The sequence below is a fragment of the Streptomyces sp. NPDC015125 genome (assembly GCF_043080045.1).
Taxonomy (GTDB): domain Bacteria; phylum Actinomycetota; class Actinomycetes; order Streptomycetales; family Streptomycetaceae; genus Streptomyces.
Window position 1 is genome coordinate 75016 of sequence record NZ_JBIBVF010000032.1, and the last position, 23149, is coordinate 98164.

Annotated in this window: 25 protein-coding genes and 1 pseudogene; 9 read left to right on the forward strand and 17 right to left on the reverse strand. The window is 70.5% G+C overall.

Annotated features, from left to right (window positions below; translation table 11 throughout):
- Nucleotides 1-178: 178 nt before the first annotated feature.
- The 5 genes from ACF088_RS39150 to ACF088_RS39170 all read right to left on the reverse strand — a co-directional run bounded on the left by ACF088_RS39150 (nt 179) and on the right by ACF088_RS39170 (nt 4095).
- Nucleotides 179-1210 carry a protein-L-isoaspartate O-methyltransferase gene (locus tag ACF088_RS39150; protein ID WP_392380756.1) on the reverse strand — a complete coding sequence of 344 codons (1032 nt, stop codon included), beginning with the start codon at nt 1208-1210 and terminating at the stop codon, nt 179-181.
- An 84-nt stretch (nt 1211-1294) separates the two neighbouring features.
- The gene (locus tag ACF088_RS39155; protein WP_392380757.1) at nt 1295-1717 is read right to left on the reverse strand and encodes a lasso peptide biosynthesis B2 protein; all 423 of its coding nucleotides are present in this window, start codon (nt 1715-1717) and stop codon (nt 1295-1297) included.
- Entirely contained in the window at nt 1714-2010 is a 297-nt protein-coding gene (locus tag ACF088_RS39160; protein WP_392380758.1) for a PqqD family peptide modification chaperone, read from the reverse strand. The genes ACF088_RS39155 and ACF088_RS39160 overlap by 4 nt, the downstream gene beginning before the upstream one ends.
- Nucleotides 1994-3820, reverse strand: coding sequence for an albusnodin/ikarugamycin family macrolactam cyclase (locus ACF088_RS39165; RefSeq protein ID WP_392380759.1), 1827 nt, complete (start codon nt 3818-3820; stop codon nt 1994-1996). Before ACF088_RS39165 ends, ACF088_RS39160 begins: the two co-directional genes overlap by 17 nt.
- Before the next feature lie 149 nt (nt 3821-3969).
- A complete protein-coding gene (locus tag ACF088_RS39170) occupies nt 3970-4095 on the reverse strand; it encodes a lasso RiPP family leader peptide-containing protein (protein WP_159476204.1) in 126 nt (41 codons plus the stop codon).
- Between the two features lie 201 nt (nt 4096-4296).
- On the opposite strand from ACF088_RS39170, the gene ACF088_RS39175 reads away from it, so the two are divergent.
- The 3 genes and pseudogenes from ACF088_RS39175 (at nt 4297) to ACF088_RS39185 (ending at nt 6999) form a co-directional block, all read left to right on the forward strand.
- Nucleotides 4297-5664 (forward strand): hypothetical protein, encoded by a 1368-nt coding sequence (locus tag ACF088_RS39175; protein WP_392380760.1) that lies wholly within the window; start codon nt 4297-4299, stop codon nt 5662-5664.
- Nucleotides 5665-5690: 26 nt separating this feature from the next.
- Nucleotides 5691-5873, forward strand: a pseudogene (locus ACF088_RS39180) (glycosyltransferase); the annotation flags it as partial.
- 91 nt (nt 5874-5964) lie between these two features.
- Nucleotides 5965-6999, forward strand: a complete 1035-nt coding sequence (locus ACF088_RS39185; protein ID WP_392380761.1) for a serine hydrolase domain-containing protein — start codon at nt 5965-5967, stop codon at nt 6997-6999.
- An 87-nt stretch (nt 7000-7086) separates the two neighbouring features.
- Here the strand turns inward: ACF088_RS39185 and ACF088_RS39190 are convergent, their stop codons facing one another.
- From ACF088_RS39190 to ACF088_RS39215, 6 genes are all read right to left on the reverse strand, one after another.
- Nucleotides 7087-7362, reverse strand: coding sequence for a hypothetical protein (locus tag ACF088_RS39190; protein ID WP_392380762.1), 276 nt, complete (start codon nt 7360-7362; stop codon nt 7087-7089).
- 324 nt (nt 7363-7686) lie between these two features.
- Entirely contained in the window at nt 7687-8037 is a 351-nt protein-coding gene (locus ACF088_RS39195) for a DUF6233 domain-containing protein (protein ID WP_392380763.1), read from the reverse strand.
- Between the two features lie 69 nt (nt 8038-8106).
- Nucleotides 8107-8523, reverse strand: a complete 417-nt coding sequence (locus ACF088_RS39200) for a hypothetical protein (RefSeq protein WP_392380764.1) — start codon at nt 8521-8523, stop codon at nt 8107-8109.
- 200 nt (nt 8524-8723) lie between these two features.
- Nucleotides 8724-9167: a hypothetical protein gene (locus ACF088_RS39205; protein WP_392380765.1), complete on the reverse strand. Its 444-nt coding sequence runs from the start codon at nt 9165-9167 to the stop codon at nt 8724-8726.
- Nucleotides 9168-9178: 11 nt separating this feature from the next.
- On the reverse strand, nt 9179-9601 hold the full coding sequence (locus tag ACF088_RS39210; RefSeq protein WP_392380766.1) for a hypothetical protein: 423 nt from the start codon (nt 9599-9601) through the stop codon (nt 9179-9181).
- Between the two features lie 123 nt (nt 9602-9724).
- Nucleotides 9725-10585, reverse strand: coding sequence for a DUF6192 family protein (locus tag ACF088_RS39215; RefSeq protein WP_392380767.1), 861 nt, complete (start codon nt 10583-10585; stop codon nt 9725-9727).
- A 237-nt stretch (nt 10586-10822) separates the two neighbouring features.
- Between ACF088_RS39215 and ACF088_RS39220 the strand changes: the two genes are divergently transcribed.
- On the forward strand, nt 10823-11083 hold the full coding sequence (locus ACF088_RS39220; RefSeq protein ID WP_235466303.1) for a hypothetical protein: 261 nt from the start codon (nt 10823-10825) through the stop codon (nt 11081-11083).
- Nucleotides 11084-11118: 35 nt separating this feature from the next.
- Here the strand turns inward: ACF088_RS39220 and ACF088_RS39225 are convergent, their stop codons facing one another.
- Nucleotides 11119-11472, reverse strand: a complete 354-nt coding sequence (locus ACF088_RS39225) for a hypothetical protein (protein WP_392380768.1) — start codon at nt 11470-11472, stop codon at nt 11119-11121.
- A gap of 64 nt (nt 11473-11536) precedes the next feature.
- On the opposite strand from ACF088_RS39225, the gene ACF088_RS39230 reads away from it, so the two are divergent.
- Complete coding sequence (locus tag ACF088_RS39230) at nt 11537-11716, forward strand: hypothetical protein (protein ID WP_392380769.1); 180 nt, start codon at nt 11537-11539, stop codon at nt 11714-11716.
- A gap of 38 nt (nt 11717-11754) precedes the next feature.
- Here the strand turns inward: ACF088_RS39230 and ACF088_RS39235 are convergent, their stop codons facing one another.
- Nucleotides 11755-12303, reverse strand: coding sequence for a helix-turn-helix domain-containing protein (locus tag ACF088_RS39235; protein WP_392380770.1), 549 nt, complete (start codon nt 12301-12303; stop codon nt 11755-11757).
- Between the two features lie 208 nt (nt 12304-12511).
- Nucleotides 12512-15151 (reverse strand): ATP/GTP-binding protein, encoded by a 2640-nt coding sequence (locus ACF088_RS39240; protein WP_392380771.1) that lies wholly within the window; start codon nt 15149-15151, stop codon nt 12512-12514.
- Nucleotides 15152-15333: 182 nt separating this feature from the next.
- Between ACF088_RS39240 and ACF088_RS39245 the strand changes: the two genes are divergently transcribed.
- Nucleotides 15334-15579, forward strand: a complete 246-nt coding sequence (locus tag ACF088_RS39245) for a hypothetical protein (protein WP_392380772.1) — start codon at nt 15334-15336, stop codon at nt 15577-15579.
- On the opposite strand, the gene ACF088_RS39250 is transcribed toward ACF088_RS39245, so the two are convergent.
- On the reverse strand, nt 15543-17375 hold the full coding sequence (locus ACF088_RS39250) for a zeta toxin family protein (protein WP_392380773.1): 1833 nt from the start codon (nt 17373-17375) through the stop codon (nt 15543-15545). The genes ACF088_RS39245 and ACF088_RS39250 overlap by 37 nt on opposite strands.
- 149 nt (nt 17376-17524) lie before the next feature.
- Here ACF088_RS39250 and ACF088_RS39255 point away from each other — a divergent pair, with 149 nt between their 5' ends.
- On the forward strand, nt 17525-17794 hold the full coding sequence (locus tag ACF088_RS39255; RefSeq protein ID WP_392380774.1) for a helix-turn-helix domain-containing protein: 270 nt from the start codon (nt 17525-17527) through the stop codon (nt 17792-17794).
- Nucleotides 17795-19306: 1512 nt separating this feature from the next.
- Here ACF088_RS39255 and ACF088_RS39260 read toward each other — a convergent pair.
- Complete coding sequence (locus tag ACF088_RS39260) at nt 19307-19519, reverse strand: hypothetical protein (protein ID WP_392380775.1); 213 nt, start codon at nt 19517-19519, stop codon at nt 19307-19309.
- A 20-nt stretch (nt 19520-19539) separates the two neighbouring features.
- Complete coding sequence (locus tag ACF088_RS39265) at nt 19540-20004, reverse strand: hypothetical protein (protein WP_392380776.1); 465 nt, start codon at nt 20002-20004, stop codon at nt 19540-19542.
- Between the two features lie 176 nt (nt 20005-20180).
- Between ACF088_RS39265 and tap the strand changes: the two genes are divergently transcribed.
- Both tap and tpg read left to right on the forward strand, forming a co-directional pair.
- The gene (tap, locus tag ACF088_RS39270; protein WP_392380777.1) at nt 20181-22397 is read left to right on the forward strand and encodes a telomere-associated protein Tap; all 2217 of its coding nucleotides are present in this window, start codon (nt 20181-20183) and stop codon (nt 22395-22397) included.
- A gap of 12 nt (nt 22398-22409) precedes the next feature.
- Nucleotides 22410-22967 carry a telomere-protecting terminal protein Tpg gene (gene tpg, locus ACF088_RS39275; protein WP_392380778.1) on the forward strand — a complete coding sequence of 186 codons (558 nt, stop codon included), beginning with the start codon at nt 22410-22412 and terminating at the stop codon, nt 22965-22967.
- The last annotated feature ends 182 nt before the right edge of the window (nt 22968-23149 follow it).

A 23149-nucleotide genomic window follows, 5' to 3' on the forward strand; every position in this document is an offset into this window, starting at 1 on the left:
ATCGGGCTGCGTCGTGGAAGCGAACCCGATCATCATTTAGCAAGCAGGGGGAGGGGCCCGGCGGCGGCAGCATCGGCCGGACGCAGAATCCAGCCGCCGAGCTCACCCAGTTTCACCTACTGCACACCGCCGGAAACATCGGGACCCGGATCCGAACCGAGTCTGGGCCGCCTCCGGCTTAGTGGGACAGTCGTAGGTGCCAGCCCGCCGGGCTCTGCCCGTTGCCAGTGGGCATGAGGGTTGGAGTGTAGGTCTCAGGGGCCGGGCGGTCGGCGTTCTCCCAGGCCGTGAGCCAGTCCCGCAGGGCGAAAAGCGACGGTGAGTCGGGGCTGTCGGCGAGGATCACGCCGTCCTGCTGGATAACGGCGGCGCTCTCGGTCGTGGAGTGGCCGATGGCCCACAGGTCCGGTCGGAGCCCGGCCATCGTGAGCTGGGGATTGCCCAGGGCGGCGGCGAACGTGCGCCAGCTGGGCCAGTCGACATCGACGTCTCCGCCCTCGTACGGCTCGGTGTGCGCGGCGTTCAGAAGCCTGTCCAAGGCGGTGCGGGCGCCGGTGTGCAGCCGGTCGTCCTGTGCCCGCCAGGTGAGGGAGATCCAGGAGGGGCCGGGGACGCGGTTTTCCCAGTCCACCCACCGGCCGGGAAGGTCAAGGTCGCCCTTGGGGGAGGCAGTCGCCTCGATGTACCCGCCGGTGAACACCGCCTCCACCACGGGCTCGTCGTCGCGGACTCGGACCTTGGCGACGACCGTCATGTTGGGCACGTCCGCGATCGGCAGCGGCGCGACGATCAGCCCGCCGCCGACTACCTGGTCCGTCCACACCTTGGGCAGCAGCGGCGGGGTGCACCAGGCCACCATCCGGTCGTACGGGGCCCGCTCACGGAAGCCGGCCGTGCCGTCGGCGGTGAAGCAGCGGGTGTTTTCCAGGCCCCGTTCGGCCAGGATGATGTTGGCCCAGCGCGTCAGATAGGCGTCGATGTCGAGGCTGGTCACCTGCCCTTCGGGGCCCACGAGGCGGGCGATCAGCTCGGTGGAGTAGGCCGAGCCGGTGCCATATTCGGCGACTCGCATGTGCGGCCGCAGATCCAGGGTGGTCAGTTCGCGGTGGATCACCACGGGGTTGGAGCGGTGCGGCGTTGGGCCGCGGCCTTCGTGGTGGGTGTAGTGGCGCTCGGGGACTTGTTCGGCGGCCAGGGCGACGGCGCTCACGGCTCACTCCTTCGAGGTTGGGTACGCGTATGCGACAACTGCTCCGGGCGGGTGAAGGACACGGCGCCCAGAGGTCCGGGCGGGTCAGATCGTCAGGGCGGTGTGGTGGTGCCAGCCGGCCCAGGTGTACTCGCCCACCGGGCCGTCCTCGGGCAGTTCGGCCCAGGCGTGGTACTCCACCGGCGGCGGGGAGAACCGCACTCCCACACACCAGTGCAGGCGGCACCCGAGCAGGGCCGCGGCCAGGACCGCGCCGAGCGAGGTCTCCATGCAGGCGGCGCGGCCCGGCCACAGACGGCCGGTGTGCCGCACCGCTTCGACCAGCGCCTCCGCCCGTGCTGCGCTCAGCGGCCGGCGCCCGGCGCGCCGGGCGAAGCGGACTGCCCGGGTGGTGTGGCGGAACGGCAGCCGCAGCAGCACCAGGGCCAGCGCGAGGCCGGCCGCCGCCGCGCAGCGTTCGAGGAAAGTGCCGGTGCGGACGGTGGAGTACGCCTCCATGCTCGTCATCGCCACCACCCCCACCAGCGGCGGCCGCGGCGCACGGGTCCGGTGGCGGCGAGGCCCTGCACGGTAAGCGCTTCGGCGACGGTGCGGATGTCGAGGGCGGCCTGCTCGACGCCGATGCCATAACGGGTCGCATACTGCCCGGCAGCCTCTTCCTCCGTGCCGCCCGCCAGCAGGAGCATCACGGCAGCGGACGCGGTCGGAGTCAGCTGCGTCCACCGTCCGGTGCGCTCGTCCAGGAGGGCGCCGCCCTCGTCGGTGAGGACCGGATGGGTGCTCTCACGCAGTCGCCACATGGGAGTTCACCTCCCACCAGGCCGGGGCGGTCTCCAGCTGCCGCAGCCAGACTTCGGCGGCGACGGCGAGGTGCAGGGCGCCCTGGGCAGTGGGCTGTCCGGCCGCGGCCCGCTGAAGCACGGCGGCCACCGGCGCCTCGGTGACCAGGCCCGCGGCGGCCAGCCGAGAGGAAGGGCCGAGCAAATCCCGCAGCACCGGGGCGTGTTCGCGCAGGCCGGCGTAGGAGAGGGCGTTGAAGCCGCCCTTGGTCACCCGCGCCATAACAAACGGCGGCAGCACGCCGGTATGGGCGAATGCCTCGCCCAGCAGCGGTTTGTAGCGGCCCGGGGTGCCGCGCTGGTCGGCGGGTACGGCCAGGCAGGCCCGGATGACTTCGCTGTCCAGGAACGGGGCGGCGACCTCGATGCCGTGACCGGCGAGCGCGATCTCACGCCACCCGGCGGTGTTCGCCCCGACCCGCGCGAGGTCTTGGCGGTCTGCCCACGCCGCCAGCCGGACGGGTGCGCCGGCCAGTTCAGCGGCGACTTCAAGGGCGCTCGCAAGGCGGTCGCGTACGTCAGGGCTCATCCAGTCGGCGGTGGCCAGCAGCGGCGTCCAGGCCACCGGCCGCTCCGCCTGCGGCACCCACGGGCGCGCAGGACGCCGCAGTTCGGCCGCTGTCTGCCGCCAGGCCCCGGCCAGGCCCGTACGGGCTGCCGGGCGGGCCCGCCGTAGCAGGGTCAGGGCAGAGGTATGCCGCAGCCGGGCGTGGGCCTGTGCGTGCTGCCAGGCGCGACGGTGCTGCCGCTCGCGCAGGAGATCTGCCAGGTATGAGGAGGGCGCGGACAGCACTGCATCCCCGGCCGCCCCGGTCAGGTGCACGCCTGCGGGGTGGCGTGCGGCGAGGGTGTCCAGGACGGCGCGCATGATGGAGGCGGTCACCGCGTACGCGTTCGGGGCATCGGTGACCGGCAGCGTCGAGAGGTCCTCGAGGCCGGCGTAGTAGACGGTGTCCGGGTTCCCGGGCACCGTACGGTGGGCGAGGCCCGGCACCGTGGCCGCGGTGCGTACCGCGTAGGCCAGGTCGTCGTCCCGCAGGCGTGCGTCGGCGAAGGTCACCGCGGTCACCGGACTGCGCTGGGCGGCCAGGCAGGCCAGCGTGGTGGAGTCCAGCCCTGCCAGATCCGCGCTGACCGGCCGGCCGTCACATCTGACATCGACGGCCTCGGTGAGTGCGGCTCGCACCATCGGCGCGGCATCGCGCAGGTCCACGGGCTCGTAGTCGGCCGGCTCGTACCGCACGGTGCCCACACCGTCCGGGGTGAGCAGCAGCAGGTGCCCGGTCGGCACCCGGCTCACCGAGCGGAACAGGCTCCACTGCCCCAGGACGTCCGGCTGGGCCAGGGCAAGGTGGGCGGCCAGCACCGTCGGATCGGCCGGAGCCCCATCCAGCGCCGCCAGCGCGACGGCGGAAGTCGACCACCATGTCCCGGCGCCGTCGGTCCGCCAGTACACCGGGTGCTGACCGGCCAGGTCACCGATCACCGCCAGCGCTTCGCCGCTGCGGGCGATGGTCAGGTAGGAGCCGGGCCAGCGGGTCAGCGCTCGCCATCCTTTCGCCCGCACCACCGGCAGGGCACGCTTTAACTGCTCGTTGTCGGCGCCGCATTCGCCGATCACCGCGAGCGCGACGGGGCCCTGGCCCACGGCGCGGACCCGGGCCCCCGGCCACCCGACCGTCCATGTTTCCTCCAGGCCGGATACCGCCCGGCCTCCGGCGGGCAGCCGGTCGTGCCCGGTGCCGCCGTACCATCCCGCGCTCCACCTCATCGGCCTCTCCCCTCTATGCGTTCGTCGAAAGGCGAAGGCGCCGGGCCGCCCGTCCCGCGCCCCAGCACGAGAAAGAACAGGCCCGGCGCCTCCTAGTACCGGGGCCGGCCGTGGCGCTCATTGCCTGCCGGCCCCGGCAGTCCACGGACTCAGGCGTTCTTGTACTCGGTGTTGTCGGCGGTGTCGAAGTTGTTGGTGCCCAGCGTCACCGCGACGACGTCGCCGGCATCCAGGACGACCGGCGCGCTGTAGACGGGGGTGGTGGTCTGCTCCATGATCGAAACCTCCAGGTTCTTGCGTCCCCCGCGCTCTCCAATGGCGCGAGGCAGACGGCCGTACCGGGCCGAACGGCAGGGCCGGGGGAACCGCTTGGCCCCTGCCGCTCGGCCTGATGAACAGTCAACCCACGGCACGGGTAGGGCGGTACGGTGGCGGGCAGGGCAAGCGGTATATCGGGTATACGGGCAGGTGCTCCCATGGCCACGCGCACGCCAAACCAGCAGCTCAAAGAGCTCCTCGCCGAGTCCGGCCTGACCTACGCCGCAATGGCCAAGGCGGTGCGCGCGGTGGCCGCCGAATGCGGCACGTCCTTACGGACCAACAAGTCGACCGTCGAGCACTGGATCGCCGGCGTCACCCCCCAGGGCGATACCGGCCGCTACCTCGCCGTCGCGCTGTCCAGGCGGCTCGGCCGCCTGCTCACCCCGGCCGACCTCGGATTAGCCGAGCCGGAGGAGGATGACAGCATCGGGCTGGCCCTCGGGGACGACCCGATCGACGCCCTGCTGCCGATGTGGAGGTTCGAGTTGGACCGGCGCCACTTCCTCACGTCCTCCGCGTACTCGGTGGCCGCAGCCGCTCTGCCCCTGACCTACGTGGAGGAGATCGCTGACCGCACCGCTGCGGCCCGCTCCGGCCACACCGTCGGCATGGCCGAAGTCGCTGCCGTGCGCGACATGGTGCGCGTCTTCTCCGAGATGGACGAACGCCACGGCGGACAACACGGCCGCAGCGCACTCGTGCAGTACCTGCGCGACGACGTCGCCCCCCTGTGTCGAGGACGCTTCCGCACCGCGGAAATCCGCCAGCACATGCTCTCCGCCGCCTCCCGCGGCGTACACCTGCTCGGCTGGAAGTCCTACGACGCAGGCCAACAAGGGCTCGCGCAGCGCTACTACCTTCAGTCCTACGCACTCGCCGTCGAATCCGGCATCACCGGACACGACGGGTTCGTGATGCGCACGATGGCCATGCAAGGGCTCAAGCTGCACCGGCCCGAACACTGCCTCGGCCTGGCCGAGACAGGACTGAATCGCGCCAAGGGCAAGGTCGACGCCCAGACCGAATCCCTCTTCCGCGCCGTCCACGCCCACACCCTGGCCAAGGCCGGACAGCGCACTGCCGCCCTCGCCGAAGCCAAACGGGCAAGCGTCCTGCTGACAGCAGACCCCGGCGACGAAGTACCGTTCTGGGCCCTGGCCTGGGGACCTCCGGCCGCGTCGGTGTACTCGCGCAACGCCAAGGTCTACGAGACCCTCGGTGACCACCGGACCGCCGCCGAGCAATACGGCCGCGCCGCCGGGGCCCGCCCCGCCGGCACCTACGCCCGGATCGTCGCCCTGGACCTGGTCGCCGGCGCCGAAATGCAGCTCAAGCGCGGCCAGATCGAGCAAGCGTGCGCCACCTGGAACCGGGCCCTGGACCACATGGACGGCGTACGGTCCGTCCGCACGCGTAAGGCCATTACCTGCATGCGTGGAGACCTCGCCCGATTCCGCGCCCGCGGCGTACGTTGCGCGGCCGAACTGGACGAACGCGCCATCGACTTCCTCGCCAGCGCCTGACCGACGGGGCCTTTGCCCTGTCTGCCAGGACCGCGCCGGCGCATGGCACCGACCTGCTGTTTGCCGAAGCGCACCGCGACCAGCTGCATGCCCTGCGCCAGAGTGTCCGCGCCGCCACCGCCATCGTCGTTCCCGCCGCCGCGATGGCCGACCACCTTCTCAAGCTGGCCCACACCGACCGGAGCAGGATCGAGCACATCCCGGCGGGCGGCCATCTGCTGAGCCCGTGCCGAACCAGCAACCAACCCGGTCGCGTCACTACGCTGAACCGGCGGGACAGGCCACGACAGCAGGGAAACCATGATCGAGCGCATCGAAGCACTGCTGGACGAAGGCGTTCGCGACAAGGTCTATCCCGGCGCCGTCTGGGCCGTCGGCGACAGCGGCGGCATCCGAGCCAGCGGCGCCACCGGGGTCCTGGATCCGGACGAGCCCGAGGCCCGGATGCAGCCCGACACCGTCTTCGACGCCGCGAGCCTCACCAAGATCCTCGCGGTCTGGTCCTCCATCGGAGCCCTGTGGGAGGACAGCGTCCTCGACCTCGACCAGCCGCTGGGCGGCTTCTGGCCCGAAGTGGACGGCCGCCCGCTCGGGCAGGTCACCGCCCGGCAGCTGCTGACCCACACTGCCGGCGTCCCCCTGCGAGCCCAGCTGAAGAACCTCTACGGCACCGACCCGCAGGCCATCCGTCGCGGGGTACTGCACGAGGAACTGCACCGGCCGCCCGGCGAGGCCGTCGAGTACACCGACCGGGCAGCCCTCATCCTCGGCTACCTCGCCGAACACCTCTCGGGCCAGCCCCTGGACCAGGTCGCCGCCGACCGGATCTGGCAGCCGCTCGGCATGAGCTCCACCTGCTTCGGCCCGCTGCCCGCCCCGATCGCCGCCCGATGTGCGCCCACCGAACGCGACCCGGAGAGCGACACCCACCTCAAGGGCACAGCCCACGACTTCTCCGCCCGCCTGCTGGGCGGCGTGTGCGGCATCGCCGGCGCGTTCACCGTCCTCGACGACCTCACCCGCTTCCTGCGGTACATGCTGGACGCCTCCACAGGCCCAGCGGAGGCCGGTTTCGGGCCCGGGTGGACCGCCCGCTCCCTGACCGTGCAGACCGGTGGCCTGGAGCCCGCACGCGGCCTGTTCTGGCACCCCGCACCCGGGACGAGCGACGCACAGGGCGTCTGGGTGCACTACGGATTCACCGGCACCGGCATGTGGATCTCGCCCGCCAACGACCGCTGGGCAGTGCTGCTGACCAACAAGCTCTACTACACCCGCGACCGCCGGCCCCTGACGGACATCCGCAACACCTTCCGCGAACTGGCCTTCGCCTGAATCGACGAGGGCGCCCGGCGGCTGCCGGGCGCCCTCGTCGTCCAACTGCTGGAAAGGGCTTGAGCCAAGAACGGAACGGCGGCGGGGTCAGCAGCCGACGGCGGTCCGCCGTGCGATCTCGGCGCGGTAGGTGGCGATCTCGTCGTCGGTGAGCACCAGGCGCCCGGGGCCGGGCTGGTCGGACGGCAGAGAGGTGCCCTCGACCAGGGCATCGGCCATCGGTCCGGTCAGATTCAAAAGCAGCTGCCCCTGCTCCGCCGTCTCGACAACCACCCAGGCGTCCGGGCTGTCCTCGTCCTGCTGATCGGTGACCTCGATGGTGCTGACAGCGGTCAAGGTCAGGACCGGGGGTATTTCGCTCATCCACCCTCTCTACCAGGTGTGACCTGCGGCAGCGAAAGCCGGAGCGGCAGCCGGCCATGCTGCCGGGGCGTCGGTACCGTCTACACCGGAGCCGGCGTCTTGGCCCGCCGAGCTTCGACTACGGCGCGGCATGTCGGGCACAGCGGGTTGCCGCCGTGCCCGTAACGGTGGCAGGGCTGCTGGCATGTCGCGCACCGTCCGACGTCCTTGGGCGGGCAGGACAGCGTCACGGTGGTTGGTGCGGGGGCGGGTGTGGTCACGGCGGAACCTTTCTTCTCAGCGACATAATCCACCCACTGCCCGGCGCATTCCCGCGTCCGCGGCTCAGTCGATTTGGAGCTCACGCTCCGGTCGGCACAGCGCGCACGCTTCCACCCCTGCGGTCAGCGCCTCGATGGCCGCGCGGCGGGTGATCGGCCGCGTCCGGGGCTGCCCGATGGTGCACTGGCCGTGGTGGATGGCCACCGGACGCGGATCGGCGCCCACGGTCACCTGCACTGTCCAGTCCGGCGGTGGCACAGCGCGAGCGGCAGCCTGTAGGGCAGTCGCCTGCTTCTGCTCCCGTTGTTCGGCGCGTGCGATGCGGCGGTCAACGCGCTCCAGCTCCAGCCGGAGGTAGGTCGCGATCACTTTCAACCGCTCCACGTCGTCAGGCAGCGGCGAAGATTCGTTCACGCGTTCGACCCTACGCCGGTGGGCCCGATACCGGCTGATCGCACCCCGACCGCCAGGGGAGAACCGCTGTCACCGGGTGGTGGCCGTCCGAAGGTAGGAGCGAGCGAAGCAGCCGGCCGGCTCGACGAGCGGTGCCGCTCCCACGACGTCGCCGAGTTCCTCTGCCCGGTCCTGGAGCGATGCGGTGGTCTCCAGCCACACGGCGAGCAGTACCGCGGTCTGCGGGTCGAGCCCGGCCATGTGCGCAGCTGCCCCCAGGGCTTGCGCGTGGGTGCGTTGCTCGGGGTCGTCGGCGTAGGCGAACGAGGCGAGAGTGCTGCCGCTCACCGTCCCGTCCGGCTCGACGTCCTCGGGTGCGAAGCCGGCAAGGATCAGGGCGCCCGCCTCGTCCTGGTCCACCATCCACCGCTCGTCAGGTGAGCCGGTCGCCTCGGCTGCACGGCGCCGAAGAAGCGCCGCGGCCTGCCGCAGGAGTTTGCCCGTCATGCGTTCCTCCGCCGCGCCGGGCGATTCCATTTTCGCCCGGCTCCCGCCGGGTGGCCTGTTCAGCTGGCGCGATGGTGAAGGCCCGCCAGCACGAGGACGTCGACCCCGCACTTCTTGCCCGTCGCGGCCAGTGGCGATGAGCCGGCCCGACGCCGTACCGGGCGGGCGCGCCTGCTGCCATGCGGGGCCGGCCGGATCTTCTATGGCTCGGGTTCAGGGGCATTTTCCGCCAGCAGAGCGGCCAGCTTCGCGTCGAACAGCTCCTGGTTCCGTATCGGCTCGTGGTGCTCGGCGAGGAACCGCTGCCACATTCCCAGAAGATCCTCCTCAGGGGTACGCAGCTCGCACCAGGAGCGATCGATCTCGCCGCCCGAGCCGAGATCCCTCAGGTATCCGGATTCCTCGGCGATGCCAAGACAGGGCAGCACCGCTTCCCCGTTGAGTCCGACAGCCGCGGCAACGTCCCTGTCGACGCACTCAACCTGTGGGTATTCCGAAGGATTCACATCGAAGGATGCCCGCAACACCAGCTCGTACATGACCGCCTTGACGACCTCGGGGAGGCACGAGCGAACGAGGGCGTCGATGTATTCGGCACGCTCCACATCGAGGTAGTCGCCTGGCCCGACCGGCTGCGCACCCATTGCCTCTGTCCTCAGCCAGGCTCAGCGGGCTCAAGCATTTCGTTCGTCTCGTCCACCACGAACTCGTACAGCCGCTTGAGCGTGCGTAGCTGTTTGGCCTTGGACTTTCGGGAATGGGGGAGGATCGTTCCGGTGAGGACCCGGTAGCTGCGCGTCGCTTCGCCTCGCATCCGGAGGATCTCGTACATTTCTGCTACCTCCGGTATATATACGGTGCGATAGACGTTCTCCGCGGGGTCGTAGGTGTACACGGCGTCGCTGCCCTTCAGCTCAGGAATGCTCTCCCGCAGCAGGGAGATCCCGCGTCGGGTCTGGGACTCCGTGTAGCCGGTTTCCCCCATGATCTCTTCGAGGCTCAGCCCCCGGTTGCCCGCCCGCTCCAAGGCGTCGTAAACGGCCTGCGCCAGCACTTCCGGGCGTTGGTGCGCAGTCATGACCACCATCTCCTACCCCCTGAGTCGAGACGACGGCCACCGAGCGCACCAGCCTGCGTCTCACCCGCAAGCGCCGACGCTCCCTGGCGCGCAGCGAGAGCGTCAGCTCAGATCAATGGGACATCACCCCTCGGACAACAGCCGCTCCAGCCCGGCGTCCATATCGGTGCTGCCGGTCTGCAGTACGTGTTCTGTCCACTCGACGGCGGCGGTGACGCGCATCAGTCCTTCACGGATCGAGTCCTTGGCGTCATCGGACAGCTCGGCCAGGTGAAGGCCGGGCAGGGTCTTCCCTATCCCGTGTGAGAACGCACTGCACAGGCCCAGGACCATGAGCACTTCGCGGTTCTCGTCGAGCTTTCGGACTTCGGGCTGCTTCTTGGTCTCTTCCCTGGCGCGGCTGATCCTTGCGGACTGCGCCCGGTTGAACCTCTCGCGCACGTGCGGCTTGTCGGCCACCTTGTCGACCACCGACTGCTTGGTCATCGCGCGCTCCACGATCTCGACCGCGACCTCGTCGTCCTCCTCCATGAGGTCGGTAGCCTCGCGTACCTTCGCCCTGCCCGTTTCCGTCGTGACACGCGGCTTGCGCCCGAGCTCCCGACTGGCCAGTTCGCACGTCCAGATCCGCTGCCCCGTCCGGCGGTAGACCGGAGGATTCAAGATCAGCTCAAACCGGTCACTGCGGTGCGCGAAAAGCTGGTGAACGGTCCAGCAGACCTTCTTGGCTCGCTTCGCCTTCGGCCATGCAGCTGCAACCCGGCGGTACTCCTCGAATCGTTCGGCTTCGAGGCCGACCTCATCGGCGTAGTTCGCGAGCAGCTTGTACGCCTTCATCGGAGGTCGCTTGCCGTTCGGAGGCACCGGGACCATCTCAAGCGCTATGTCACCCAGCGAGAACTGGGCAGAACTCTCCGAGCTCACGAAACGCCGGCCACGGATGACCCGGTCTTCCCACTCATCGGTTACCAGGGTCGCAGTCATACAGCCTCCTGGAGCCCACACTCCCGAGGAGTCCATATTACCCTCTATACCCCTTTTGATCTGGGTGCTTCATTGAGGAGGCCGCCCCGGACAGGAGGCGCTGGCAAGGTGCACCCCACATCCGCTCAAGCCCCGCCGGCTGCGCCTGTCGCACCTGCGACAGGGCTGGACGGGCCTCATCCGCCTTCTGGAATAATCAGCGCGGTCAGCAGCTCGCCCACCCGCATGGAGTACGCCATGGCCGAAGACCCTCTCGCCCAGAGCGAGCTCGCTGCGCTGACCCGCCGGTTCGAGGAGAACGCGCAGAGGGCCGACCGGGAATTCGGCATCGTCAAGAGCGACCTGACCGCTCTGCGCCTGCAGGTCGGCAACCTCGACCAGAAGGTCGACCGCCTGGGCGAGAAGCTCGACGGCTTCATCGACGAGCAGCGGAGCATCAACGCCACGCTCGTGGAGCTGCTCTCCTCCCTCGCGGGCAAGGACCCCAACGCCAGCTGAACCCTCCCGTCACGTAACGCACCGGTAGCTCCCCTTCACACGTCCACCGCGGTTGTCGCTGTGATGAGCTCGGGGAACGCGGCTTCCCACACATCCCTGATCGGGCGGCTGATCAGCGTGCGCAGCACGGGCCACTGCGCGAGGAGCAGGTCCCGGTTCAGGAAGTCGATCAGGTCCTGGCGCTGCCCTTCGGCCAGGACGGTGCGGTACAGGCTCATCCGGGAGCGCGGCTGCTCCAGGCCGTAGGAACGGCGGCCCGACCAGACCACGTGCAGCGGCAGGTCGACCGCGCCGCGTGCGGGACCGGTCAGGTCCTCCAGCCGCGCGGGCAGCCGCTTTGCGTACCGCGCACACAGCAACTCGAACGCGTTCGGAACCGGCGCGGTCATGCCCCCAGTATCGGCCGGCGCGGCTGAGCTCAGGTGGGTGCGGGGGGCTGCCAGGATGGTGGGTATGGCGGATGCGACGGTGAGCACCTGCGAGGGGCGGGACCTGGACACGGAGATCGAGGCCCTGGCCGACGCCGTTGGTGCGCCGGGGGAGCGATCGATCGCCCAGCGGCTGGACACGATCGAACGTGCTCTGTCCGCTCTCGCCCATGCGCAGAGCCTCGGCCCCGACGCCGCCTCCTGACCCGGGCCGCCATCGAGCCGAGATGGCGGGTTCGGGCGCTACGGCTCTTCGCCAAGCATCTGTTCCAGACGGTCGGCGAACTCGGGATCGTACTCGCGGATTCGGCGAAACCGTTCGGCCCGCAGCACCGGCCAGTACGCCTGGCTTGCCGCCGTGGCCGCGGCGAGCCGCTCGGGCGTGACGCCGTACACCGGGGCAGCCCAGTCTTTCCAGAGCACCCAGCAGTCCAGGCGGTGCTGGAATCGTGCGGCGGCGCGGCCGAGCCGGCCGGTGGTCTCCAGCAGCCGGTAGGTCTCCTCCGCCATCCCCAACGCCTCGGCCATCGTGGCCCGGCTCCGGCCAGCCCACACCCGCAGATGCACCAGGCGCTCGTGTTCCACCGTGCACAGGTCGGCCGGGCCGACGCCGACGGCGGCCGCCAGGCGCGGCAGCACCTCCGGGCGGGGAACGCGCGACCCGGCGAGGTAGAGGCTCACCGCACGTTCGGACACCCGGGCCTGCCGGGCGATCCGCGGCACCGACGCCCCGGCGGCAGAGCGGGCCGCGCGAAGCTTCGCTGCGTCGAAGCCGTACGGAGTCTCGCTCACCCGCGTCTCCTACCCGACGTCGTATGCGGAGGTTCGTTCACCCTGAACAATCGGCAACCCGCGAAGAGCGGGAGAGGTCCGTTCAGGGTGAACGAACCGCCGGACCGGCGCCGCTCTGGCGGTTCGTTCACCCCAGCTTCCCTGCTGAAGCCCTCCGCGGCAGCGCGGCCAAGCCGGCTTCGCGCCGCCGAACCGGTAGCGCTGTCGGCTACTGCGTCCTGTGCAGGTGGTCCTGGCGGGCGATGACCAGACCGCGCCACCGCTGCCGGACGGTGTGCGCGTCGTCAATCCACTGGACGGCGCTGCCAGCGGGCTGGGGCAGGTCGCCCATGGCGGTGGCGATGTCGACGTAGTAGGCGAAGTCGCCGTCAGCGGTCACCTCGCGCAGGCGGTCGATGGTGGCGGTGAGGTCGTCGTCGGCGCCGCGGACGGCGTGGTGGAAGGCGACGGTGGTCTCGATGAGCGGGGTGAGCCAGGGCAGGCCGGCGCCGGTGCTCTCAGCGTGCAGGGCAGCGGCGCGGTCGGTGACGTCGCCGTCGGTGCCGGCGTCGCGCACCAGGGCCGCGACGGCGGCGTAGTAGGCGGTGGCGCGCTGGTCGAGAGGGGCGAGGTACTGGTGGGCGAGGGCGAGTTCGTCGTCGGCGCGCAGCGGGTCGGCGAAGGCGACCACGAGGGCGAGGAGGGTCTGGGCGATGGCCCGCTCGCCCGGGGCATCGTGCTGCTCGGCTTCGGCCCGTGCGGCCTCGAAGGCGGCGGTGGCCCGCTCGATGTCGCCGTGGGGGAACCAGATGTGGCCCAGGACGCGGTGGTGGCGGCCCTTCCATCCCAGGGCGGGGACGGCAGCCAGGGCAGTGGGGAAGGCACCGCGGATCCGGGCGAGTTGGGCCAGGCCGCGGCGGCCGCGCGGGGCGAGCCGGCCGCCGGACTCGGCGACCCGGCGGTATCCGTCAAGGGCGTCGTCGGTACGCCCGAGATCCTTGTACGCCTTGGCCCGGTAGTACAGCGCGAGTTCAGCGAGCTCTCCGGACAGCAGGCCGGTGTCCAGGACGGTGGTGAGGCGTTCAGCGGTGCGTTCGCGATGCTCGTGCTGGCGCCGGCCGATGGCTGCGAGGAGCTCGGCCAAGGCGTCGGCGGGCGTGTCCGGGCCCGGCTGCGGTCCGGGCGAGGTGGTCGGGGCGAGGGGCTCCCAGACGGAGTCGGCGATGTAGCCGTACGCGGCGTCGACGAGCCAGTCGAGGTCTTCGAGGTGGTGGTCGCGGGCCAGGCGCAGGCCCTGGCGCAGGCAGTCGATCAGCATGGCGCGGTCGCGCTGCGGCCCGTGGCGCCATTCGTGGCCCAGGGCGGCGAGTGCGCGTGTGGCTGCCCGGTGCCAGTCCTGTGGTGACCAGCGGTCGTCGGTGTGGTCTTCGGCGTGGCGGATCGCGGAGCGGACCACCTGGTGGAGGTGGAAAGGCCACAGTCCTTGGGGGTCTTCGCGGATGAAGGGGCGCTCGGTGAGCCGCAGCGCCGCGGCGTCGTGGGTGAGGCCGGCTACCTGGGTGGCCAGGGGAACGGAGAAGGCGTCCAGGAGGGACACCGAGCGCAGGACATGCCGCTCGTCGGTGGTCAGGTCGCTGACCGTGCGGGAGATCAGGGCGGGGAAGTCGCCGAAGTCGGCCGGCTGCGGATCCCGTCCGCTGCGCCGTATCTCCAAAAAGCGCATGACGGCCAGGTCGAGGTAGAGGGGCAGGCCGTGGGAGCGGGCGGCGATGGCGTGGCGCAGGTTGTCGTTGATGAGGGGGTGTCCGTCGCGGGACAGGCGCCGGGCGAGGTGGTCTTCGCAGTCCTCGGGGGAGAAGTCGCCGAGCAAGATCTGCCGCTGGGCGGCCGCGGTGTTGCCGTGGGAGGCGGGCGGGTGGTCGGCCAGGCCGGGCCAGGCGGCGGGGCCGGTCCAGTCGAGCTGCCCGTGCAGGCCGTCCTCGGCCCATTGCAGCCGGTTGCGGCCGGTGATCACGAAGAACGCCTGGGGCATCAGCCACACGATGCGCTGCAGCAGCCGTTCGAGATCCCGGTTCGTGCGGTCACCGACGTCTTCGAAGGTGTCGAACAGGATGACCGGGACGACTTGCTGGGCGGCGGGGAGCTGGGCCAGGTCCCACGAGAGCAGGTGGGTGGCGAAGCTCAGGGTCTCCAGGTCGGGCTCGGCCTCGAGGATGTCGGCCAGGCGCTCGCAGCCGGCCAGCGCGCGTACGCTCCGGCGTCGTTCGCGCAGGGCGCCGACCAGCGTGGTGGTCAGCTGACCGAGAGCGCCGCCGACGGTGCCGGGCAGGGCCAGGGCCTGGGCGACGTCGGCCAGCGTGGACTGCATTTGCTGCGGCAGGTTGACCGCGCCTGCGAACCGGCTGAACAGGCCGCCGCGCCGCAGGTACTCCTCGAGAGATTCGCCGGGGTGGTTGCGCTCCCAGTGCCGGCGCAGGGCCAGGTCGAAGGCGGGCATGGGACGGCCCAGGGCGGCGATCGCCAGGCGCAGGGAGAGCACCACGCGTTCGAAGTCAACGCCGGCAGAGCGGGCGAGGTCGATGCGCAGAGGCAGGATCCGCTCCATCGGCCAGGACGGGGCATCCCACTGTGCGGGACGACCGCCTTGGGGGGAGAGCGCGGCCTCGATCTTGCGGGAGAAGGTGGATTTGCCGATGCCGCCGACACCATGGCCGACCAGGATGTTGTGCCTCGGGCTCGCCAGATCCTCGACGTCGAAAGCGGGATCGGCGACCCGGTGCAGGTGATCGGCGAGCGCGGAGACGACGGCCTGCCACTGCGCCTGGCGGTTGGTGAACGCCTCTTCGGCCGCAACGGACCGGTCATTCACGCCGAACAGCATCCGTAGATCCCGCACCACGACACCCCCCGAGAAAGATCATCAGCGGTATCAACCTATGCGCCCCGGCCCCTGCCGCGCGATCCCTTGCCATAACCGACGTCGAGGGTCGCACGGTCTCGGCCAGGCACAATGTCGGCCCATGCGCCGATTCCCGAAGGAGACACCCCGCTTTGTCTGAGCATGTGACCCCCGAGGCCGCCGAGCAGCTGGTCGACGACGTGAGCTCCTTGTATGCGGAGCAGATCATCATCGAACGGCGGGCCGCAGTGCCCGACACCGAGCGGCTGAAGGCCCTGAAGGAGCAGTTGGCGGCGTGCGCCGCCGACCGGGAGGCGCTGCAGGACGCCGGCCCGGAGGAAGTGGCCGAGATCGCGGCCCGCTACGCGGCCCGCGCCAGGGAGCTGGGCGGCCGGTAGCCGGGCCCCTGGTGGAGGGGGAGGGGCAGCGGAGCCGAGGTGCGGGTGGAGGCGAGGGTGCGCGGTTGCAGGTGAGGCGGCATCAGCGGCCTGGCCAGCGCGGCGATCTCGACCAGATCCGACCGGTACTGCGGCAGCTCGCCCTGCACACGCTGAAGCGTGGCGAGGAACTGGCCGGCCTCCGCCGGGGTGTAGGGGAGCTGCTGGGCCGCCTCCAGGGCATCCCCGCTCTTGGGCGGCCGTGCCCAGGTCCCGTCCGGGGTGCGCTCATTGCGGTACACCGCGCTCAGGTCCCGCCGGATGACGGAGACGGAGCTGACGGCATGCGGCTCGCCTTCGGCTGCGCGTAGCGCGTCGGCAAGAATGCGGAAGGTCGCATCGCCGGCCGCGGCTGAGGTGAAGCGGGGGATGCCGCCGAGGCGGGCCACCTCGGCACACCGGGTCGCGGTGCCCAGCCGGCTGTCCGCGGCACGCGTCGCCAGGACGATCAGCTCCACGCGGTAACCCGCCCGGTGATCGCGACGCACGCTGTCGATCAGGTGGTCGACGCTGTCCGGGGCGATCTCGATCAGCAGGTCACCGCGGCGCGCACGCACGTACGCCTCAGCCTGCTTCTGCCAGGCTCGGTAGTCGGCCCTGATCCGGGCCGAGGCGGTACGCGGCTGCTCCTGAAGGAGGCGGCGGTAGTCGGGGTGCATCGCCTTGAACATCCCGCCTTCGATCCGCGTGGGCCGGCGCCGGTGCAGCGCACGGCGCAGCAGGCGCGACGTGCGGCTCTTCCCGGCCCCCTGGACACCCATCACGTACAGCACGACCGGCTTGTCCTGCGCGGTGATGTTGCTCAGGTAGCTGGGCACGATCAGCTCGTCGAAGACGAACGTGTGCTCGTCGGCCGACAGACGGTGGTAGTCGACCCCCGGCGGAACGGTGAGCGGCTGGGCGATGCGGCGCACCGGTTCGGCCAGCGCGCAGGCCCGCTCCAGACCACCGGCCACGGCAAGACGTCGCTCAGCGGTCGTCACCGCGGGGTGCAGCTGCTCTTGCACTCCGCAGACCTGGCGGCGAAAGCGCCAGCTCTCCGGCGCCGTCCACGGCCGCGCCCACTCCGCCACCAGTGCCTGGTGCGCGCCGGCCGGGGCCCGCCAACGGCCCTCATCGGTCAGCGCGTTGTCGTACAGCACATCCAGGTCACGCCGGACGACCATTGCCCGGTGGGCCAGCTGCTCGGCCTCGATGACCTCCACGGACTCACGCAGGCGCCGCGCGCACTCGTCGAGGTTGTCCCAGGAGATGTATCGGCCGACCTCCAGATAGCGGTCCAGCACACTCAGCTGCGTCACGGCCTGGGCCGTCGCCAGTACCACCAGCTCGACGCGATATCCGGCCGCCCGGTAGGCGCGAGCCTGTTCCGGGTCGGCCAGCGGGGTTTCCACCACCGCATCGAGCCGCCGGCGACGCACGTACTCCTCGACCTGCGCCTGCCACCGCAGGACATCCGGACGGACCTTGACCCCGGCCGTCCGCTCATCGCTGCGCAGGAGCTCGCTGTACGCGGGGTGAGCCGCCTTGTACAGATCACGGCCCACGCGCACCGCGCCGCCGCGCTGGTCAAGGACCGTGTGCAGGAGGTCGATGAGCGTGGACTTGCCGCTGCCCGGCCCGCCGGCGACGAGCACCACCACCGGCTCCTCCTGGGGGACCGCATCAGTGGTCCAGGCCGGGAGGATCCGGGACGCCAGGATCTCCTCGTGCTCCTGCTCGCTCAGCACGACCGGTGTGACGTCCGCGTCCTTCACCGCATTCCCCTTGCCCGTCCACTGCTCATACTGAGCGCGATCATACACATGTGTGAGCCAGAGAGTTACGTTCAGAGTGACGTTCGCAGTGATATTCAAGGTGATGTCCATGCCCGGCTTCCGGATAGCCTGGGGCAGGAGGTCGCCGTATGCCCACGGAAGAAGAACTGATCGCACGTGCTGAGGAGCTGCTGACCCGCGGTCCGCTGCTCCCGCCGCCGGCCGAGCGGAAGCGGCTGCGCGAAGCAGCCGGCCATACGCAGCAGGAGGTGGCCACCGCGCTGCAGACGAAACGGGAAACGGTCAACGGCTGGGAGACGGGCCGCACAACCCCCCGCCCGCCACGCCTGGCCGCGTACCAGCACCTGCTGAACGGCTGGACCGAGCAGTACCCGCCTCCCGCGCCGCTCGTGGGGTGACGAACACCGGGGAGCGGCGGCCCGTTGCGGCACGACCGCCCGGCGCCGCACCGCGTGCATGCGTCGCACGAACCGGAGAACCGCCAGGGTGTGCTCGTCGCCCAGCTGTGCCGGGAGTTCATCGGCCACCGGCGGTCAGTCGGGCAACGTGCTCGCGGTAGGCGCTGATCTCGGTCCTCGGTGAGCGCCAGGCGGCCGGGGCCGGGCTGGTCGGACGGCAGCGAGGTACCCTCCCCGGCGCGTCGGCCATCGGGCCGGGAAGGTGGCGGCCGTGTGCTCTCCGTCTGTCAGTGGGCTGTGGTAGGACGCGCCTCGCTGAATGCCCGCCAAGTTTCATGGCGTTATATGGCATTTGGCGGCCGGTTTGCACGTACAGGTGCAAGTGCATCCGGCCTCCGGGAGACTAGGGCGTGATCTTTACTGTCAGAATGTGAAGCGTTGGCCGTAGGTCTCAACGTCCGCCCGCTGCCGGGGAGTTGAATACCCCCACTTGGGTGTGATGTGCGTCACAGCGGGAGGGGATTTCAGCACGCGAGGGGCGTACTGCCAGTTAGGGCCCACGAGGGTGACCCAGTTAGGGCCCGCGAGAGTGACCCAGCACATGGCAATCCCCTTCGAACCGAGAGAAGATGGCAGAGTTTCCGGGGGCTAGTGACGCAGATCACAGTTCCCGTGTGTGCGTTCGCGTGCACAACCGACGTGCGGGACAAATGAAGGTAGCCCTACCCCGAGGCTTGGTAGGCACAGGGGCAGAGCTACCGGACCAACCGCAGACCGCGGCCTCGGCCGGCTACACCCGGCCGGGGCCCTGGGTCGTCAGAGCAGGTGGCGCGTTGCGAAGTCGTACAGCCGGATGACAGCCGAAACGACTGACCCCAGCGGTACCGCAACCTTCCCCACCTTGCGGGCGATCAGCACTGCCCGCACTCCAGCAACCTTGCGCCTGCGTCGGCCCGAGTGACGCTGATCCTTGTGGGACGTCATTCGGGCGTCCCTCCTTTCCGGACTCGCGCGTGGAGTCCCGGGGGCCCCGCGCACTTCCTGCATCCGGCTGGAGGATTGGTAAGCGGCATGTTACTCGGGGCTGTCGATACCTATGGCCACACATTGAGCAAACCCCGGTAGGAACCGACAGCCCGTCAGGGCACCGAGTGCCCAACGGACTTGGTGGTGCAGACCACCGCAGAGCTTCGGCCTGCACGAACGCCGCCGGCAGCCGAAGCGGAGGAGGGTACTCCGTGCCATCGGCTTAGCACGTGCAACGGGGATGCAGTGCACGTCACATCGGAGGCCGGCCGCGATCTGCCGCCGCCGGCCAGAGGGCGAAGGCGAAGGCTGTCCGTACGGTGCGCCGGGCCGTGCGGAGCACGCGTGGCGAGGGGCCCGGGGCGGCGACCGGGGCAGACTTCGAAGGCCCTCACCAGTTGGTGAGGGCCTTCTGCTTTGCTGCCACGCCCGCCAGGCGTCAACCGCGAGCCTTGCCGTCGCCCTTTCGCTTGGCTGGCCGCGCTGTCAGGTGCCGGGAACGTTGCGGTCAGACTGTCGCTCCAGGCGGCGGAGTAGCAGCTCTGCGCGGATGAGCGCGGCGATGCCGATGACTGTGGCGGCGAGCATGACCAGCCAGGCAGTGGCCTGCCACGTCGATTCGGTGCGCAACACGTACGGCGTGAACACCACCATCACAACGGCGAGCACGCTGATCGCGGCCAGCCAGACGAGTCTCATCATGTTCTCCTTCGGCGACGTCAGGACGGGTTTGCGGACGCCTTCGTCGGGCGCAGGGTGGTGAGCAGCCGCGGCGCCAGGGCCAGCGGCAGGAACCACAGGCCCACGAGGCCGATGATCGTGACCATCACGGTCAGCAGTACGGCGATGACGTCCTGATGTGCGGAGCCGAAGAAGCCAGCCATCAGGGACAGAGCGACGACGAAGACCATCATGAACCGCCAGTGCTTGCGGCCCAGGAGGAACGGACGGTCCTCGGTGCTCCACCACCAGGACGTGCTGGACATCGTGGTGAAGCTGAACGCGGCGAGCGGGACGACGATCGGCAGCCAGAAGCGCAGGTCGTCGTCGGCGGGCAGCTGCCGGCCCCAGCGATCGCCCGCGTGGTGAAGGAACCACAGGTACAGCGGGATGCTCACGAGCGCGTACAGCCACAGCAGCACCCGCATCGCCCAGTCGGCCGGGCTGGTCTTCACCTTCTCCATGGTCACGAAGGTAATGACCAGTGCCTCGGGCCGGTGCGCGTTCGTGAGAACCAGCCACTGATCCGGCCAGAACGGCCGACCCGACAGCCATTCGAACGAGATTCGTACGGTGTTTGTACGGTGAGTGGACGCGAAAGTTACGGTTGTGGGGTAGGGTGTGAGTCAGGAGGTGTTCCATGTCCGAGATGTTCGACGCGGTCGACGCGCTGGTCGCGTCCCGCTCTCCGCTGCCAACGGCACAGGAGCGCAAGCGGCTGCGCACCGCGCACGGCCTCACGCTGGACGACGTCGCCGGCGCACTGAAGGTGCGTCGGGCCACGGTGTCCGCCTGGGAGTCGACGAAGAAGCCGACCGAGCCGCGCGGCCCCGAGCGTGAGGCGTATGCGCGGCTGCTCACGCAGCTCGCGGAGCTCTACCCGGCCCCGGTGCCCGCCACGTTCACTGGCACGCCCGCCCCGGCGGAGGCACCGGCTCTGTCCACCGGCCCGGCGTCCGACGCTGCGGCCATGACGGCATCCGAGAACACCCAGGCCAGCCCCGCCCCCGCCCCCGTTGCTCCGGCGGCCGCGCCGCGTCCGGCGCGCACCACCAGGACCTCGCCGACGTCGCGCCGCCCGGGTGCGAAGAAGGCGGCCCCGGCCGGCAGCTCGGCGGTCGGCGCCGACCCGCGGTTCGAGAACGGCCCGTTGGCGGTCGTCGACGTCGAGGACGGGAAGGTGTTGGCGTACTGCACCGGCGGCCTGGTCCTGGACGTGCCCGCCAAGTCGATCCCGGCCCTGGTGGACTGGACGCTGCGCGAGGCGAAGCTCGGTCAGCCCAAGCTCGCCGGGCCGGGCAAGGACGCCGACCCGCTGCTCGTACTCACCGAGGCCGCCCTGGAGCGCTACGGCCTGCCGACGGCGCTCACGGAGGAGGAGCGGCTGGCCGGGCGCCTGCCGGAGGGCCACAAGGTCATCAAGCAGCTGACCCGCGCGGAGTGGAAGCTGACCAAGCGCGGCTTCGGCCCGTGGGCGCGGATCTACCGTCCCGCGACCGGTTCGGAACGCGCCTGCGTGCAGCTGTGCATCCCGTCGTGGCACGCGCTGGACACCCGGCACTGGGACACCGCCGGGCAGCTCCCGCCGGCCGAACTCGCCCGCGTCCTGGGCGTGTACGCATCCCGGGTGATGACGCCGCGCGGCTCCACGGCCGTCACGGGCCTGGAGCTGATGACGGCGCTGCACCCGGCGACCCGGGCCTCCGCGCCGGACGCCGACGGCAAGCGGCACTCCGAACACAACCCGGGCGGCCTTGGCAAGGACCCGGTCGACCCGGCGCCGTGCGAGGCCCCGGACGGGCACCCGGTCCTGAAGGACCTGCCCCGGTTCCACGTGCGCGGCCCGGCGGAAAAGCTGTTCGAGGAGGCGTACGACTGGGCGCGGCCGATGACCGATGCCGAGGGCACCACCCTGCAGCACCTGGTCGGCATCGACGTGAACATGGCCTTCGCCGCCGGCGCCAACGGGCTGATGGTCGGCCTCGGCGCACCGACGCACGTCACGAACCCGGCCTTCGACCCGAAGCTGCCCGGCTCCTGGCTGGTGGACCTCTCCCACGTCGACCTGTCGAAGGTGAAGGTCGGCAAGGAGTGGGTGGAGCTGGACGGCTCCCTGCTGCCCAGCCCGTTCACGCCGAAGGGCGAGCGCCCCGAAGGGCCGGCCTGGTACGCGACGCCCACCGTCGCCTACGCCCAGGAGCTCGGCTACGAGGTGCGCCCCACCGAGGCGTACGTCCGGTACGAGAACGGCCGGTACCTGGACGGCTGGTACAACCGGCTGCGCGACGCCTACCTCGCCACGATGGCCGACCTCGGCGTCGACGCCGACCTCGCCCCGGCCGACTTCCTCGCGGCGATGGACGGCTACAAGGCCCGCGACCCGGAGCTGGCGATCGTCGTCTCCGCAGTCAAGGCGACTGTCAAGGGCGGCCTGGGCAAGCTGCGCGAGCGCCCGCGCGGGGAGGGCTGGCGGCCGGGCGAGCCGTGGCGCGCCCTGTCCCGCCCGACGTGGCGTCCGGACATCCGGGCAGCGGTCATCTCCCGCACCCGGATCAACCTGCACCGCAAGATCGTGCGCCACGCGGCGTTCACCGGGCAGTACCCCATCGCGATCCTGTCCGACTGCGTCGTCTACGCCGCCAACGGCGAGAGCCCGCTGGACTTCCTGCCCTACCGGGAGGGCAAGCCGCTGCCCGGCGGCTTCAAGCTCGGCATCAACCCCGGCCTGGTCAAGCACGAGGGCACCCAGTCCGTCGTGTGGGGCGAGGAAGTCCGCGACCGGTTCAACGCCCCGGAGCTCAACCTCGCCCGGTACATCAAGGACGGCACCGTCACCGACGTCGACAACGGAGAATAGGAGAGGGCCACGATGAGCCTGTTCGGGGACGGCCTGGACGCCGCCGTGCAGAAAGCGTTCACGCGCCCGGCGCCCAAGAACGCGGGCCCGCAGATGCGGTACCTGGTCAAGCAGCTCGGCGGCACCAAGCCGGTCGCCCAGATGCTGCGGGTCTCCCAACGCACCGTCGAGCGGTACGTGAAAGACCAGATCAAGAAGCCGCGCGCCGACCTCGCCGCGCGCCTGGAGCGCGAGGTGAAGAAGCGCTGGCAGCCCCAGATCAGAGCCAAGGCCAGGGCCAAAGCGGCGAGCACGGGCGGCATCGTCATCGACGCCCGCGCCCGCATGGGCTACACCGCGCCAATCGGATCCACCGACCAGGACCGCATACGGCACCTGACCGTCGCCCTGCCGCCCCGCTACGCCGCCCGCCTCTTCGAGGCCCAGGAGGCCGGCGCCAGCGACGACCGCCTCCAGGAGATCGCGGCCGAAGCGCTCAAGGAGGTCTACTTCCAGGACGGCGGCCGCCGCGCCGGAAGCCTGGAAGAGGTCCGGTTCACCGACATCGAGCACCTCGAGTTCGACCTGTAGCCCGGCTCCTCGTACAAAAACGCCTGACCCTCGTGTGACTGAGCGCTTCAGCTGGCCAGTGAGTGCTCGATCTGGCCAGCTGAGCGGGGGTGCTCTTTCGAGTGGCAAATCCTGGAGAGTCCAGGACCGAGTCCGAGGCTTCGATACGGTGCTCAATAGGAGCCGTGGCAGCCATCCCGGGA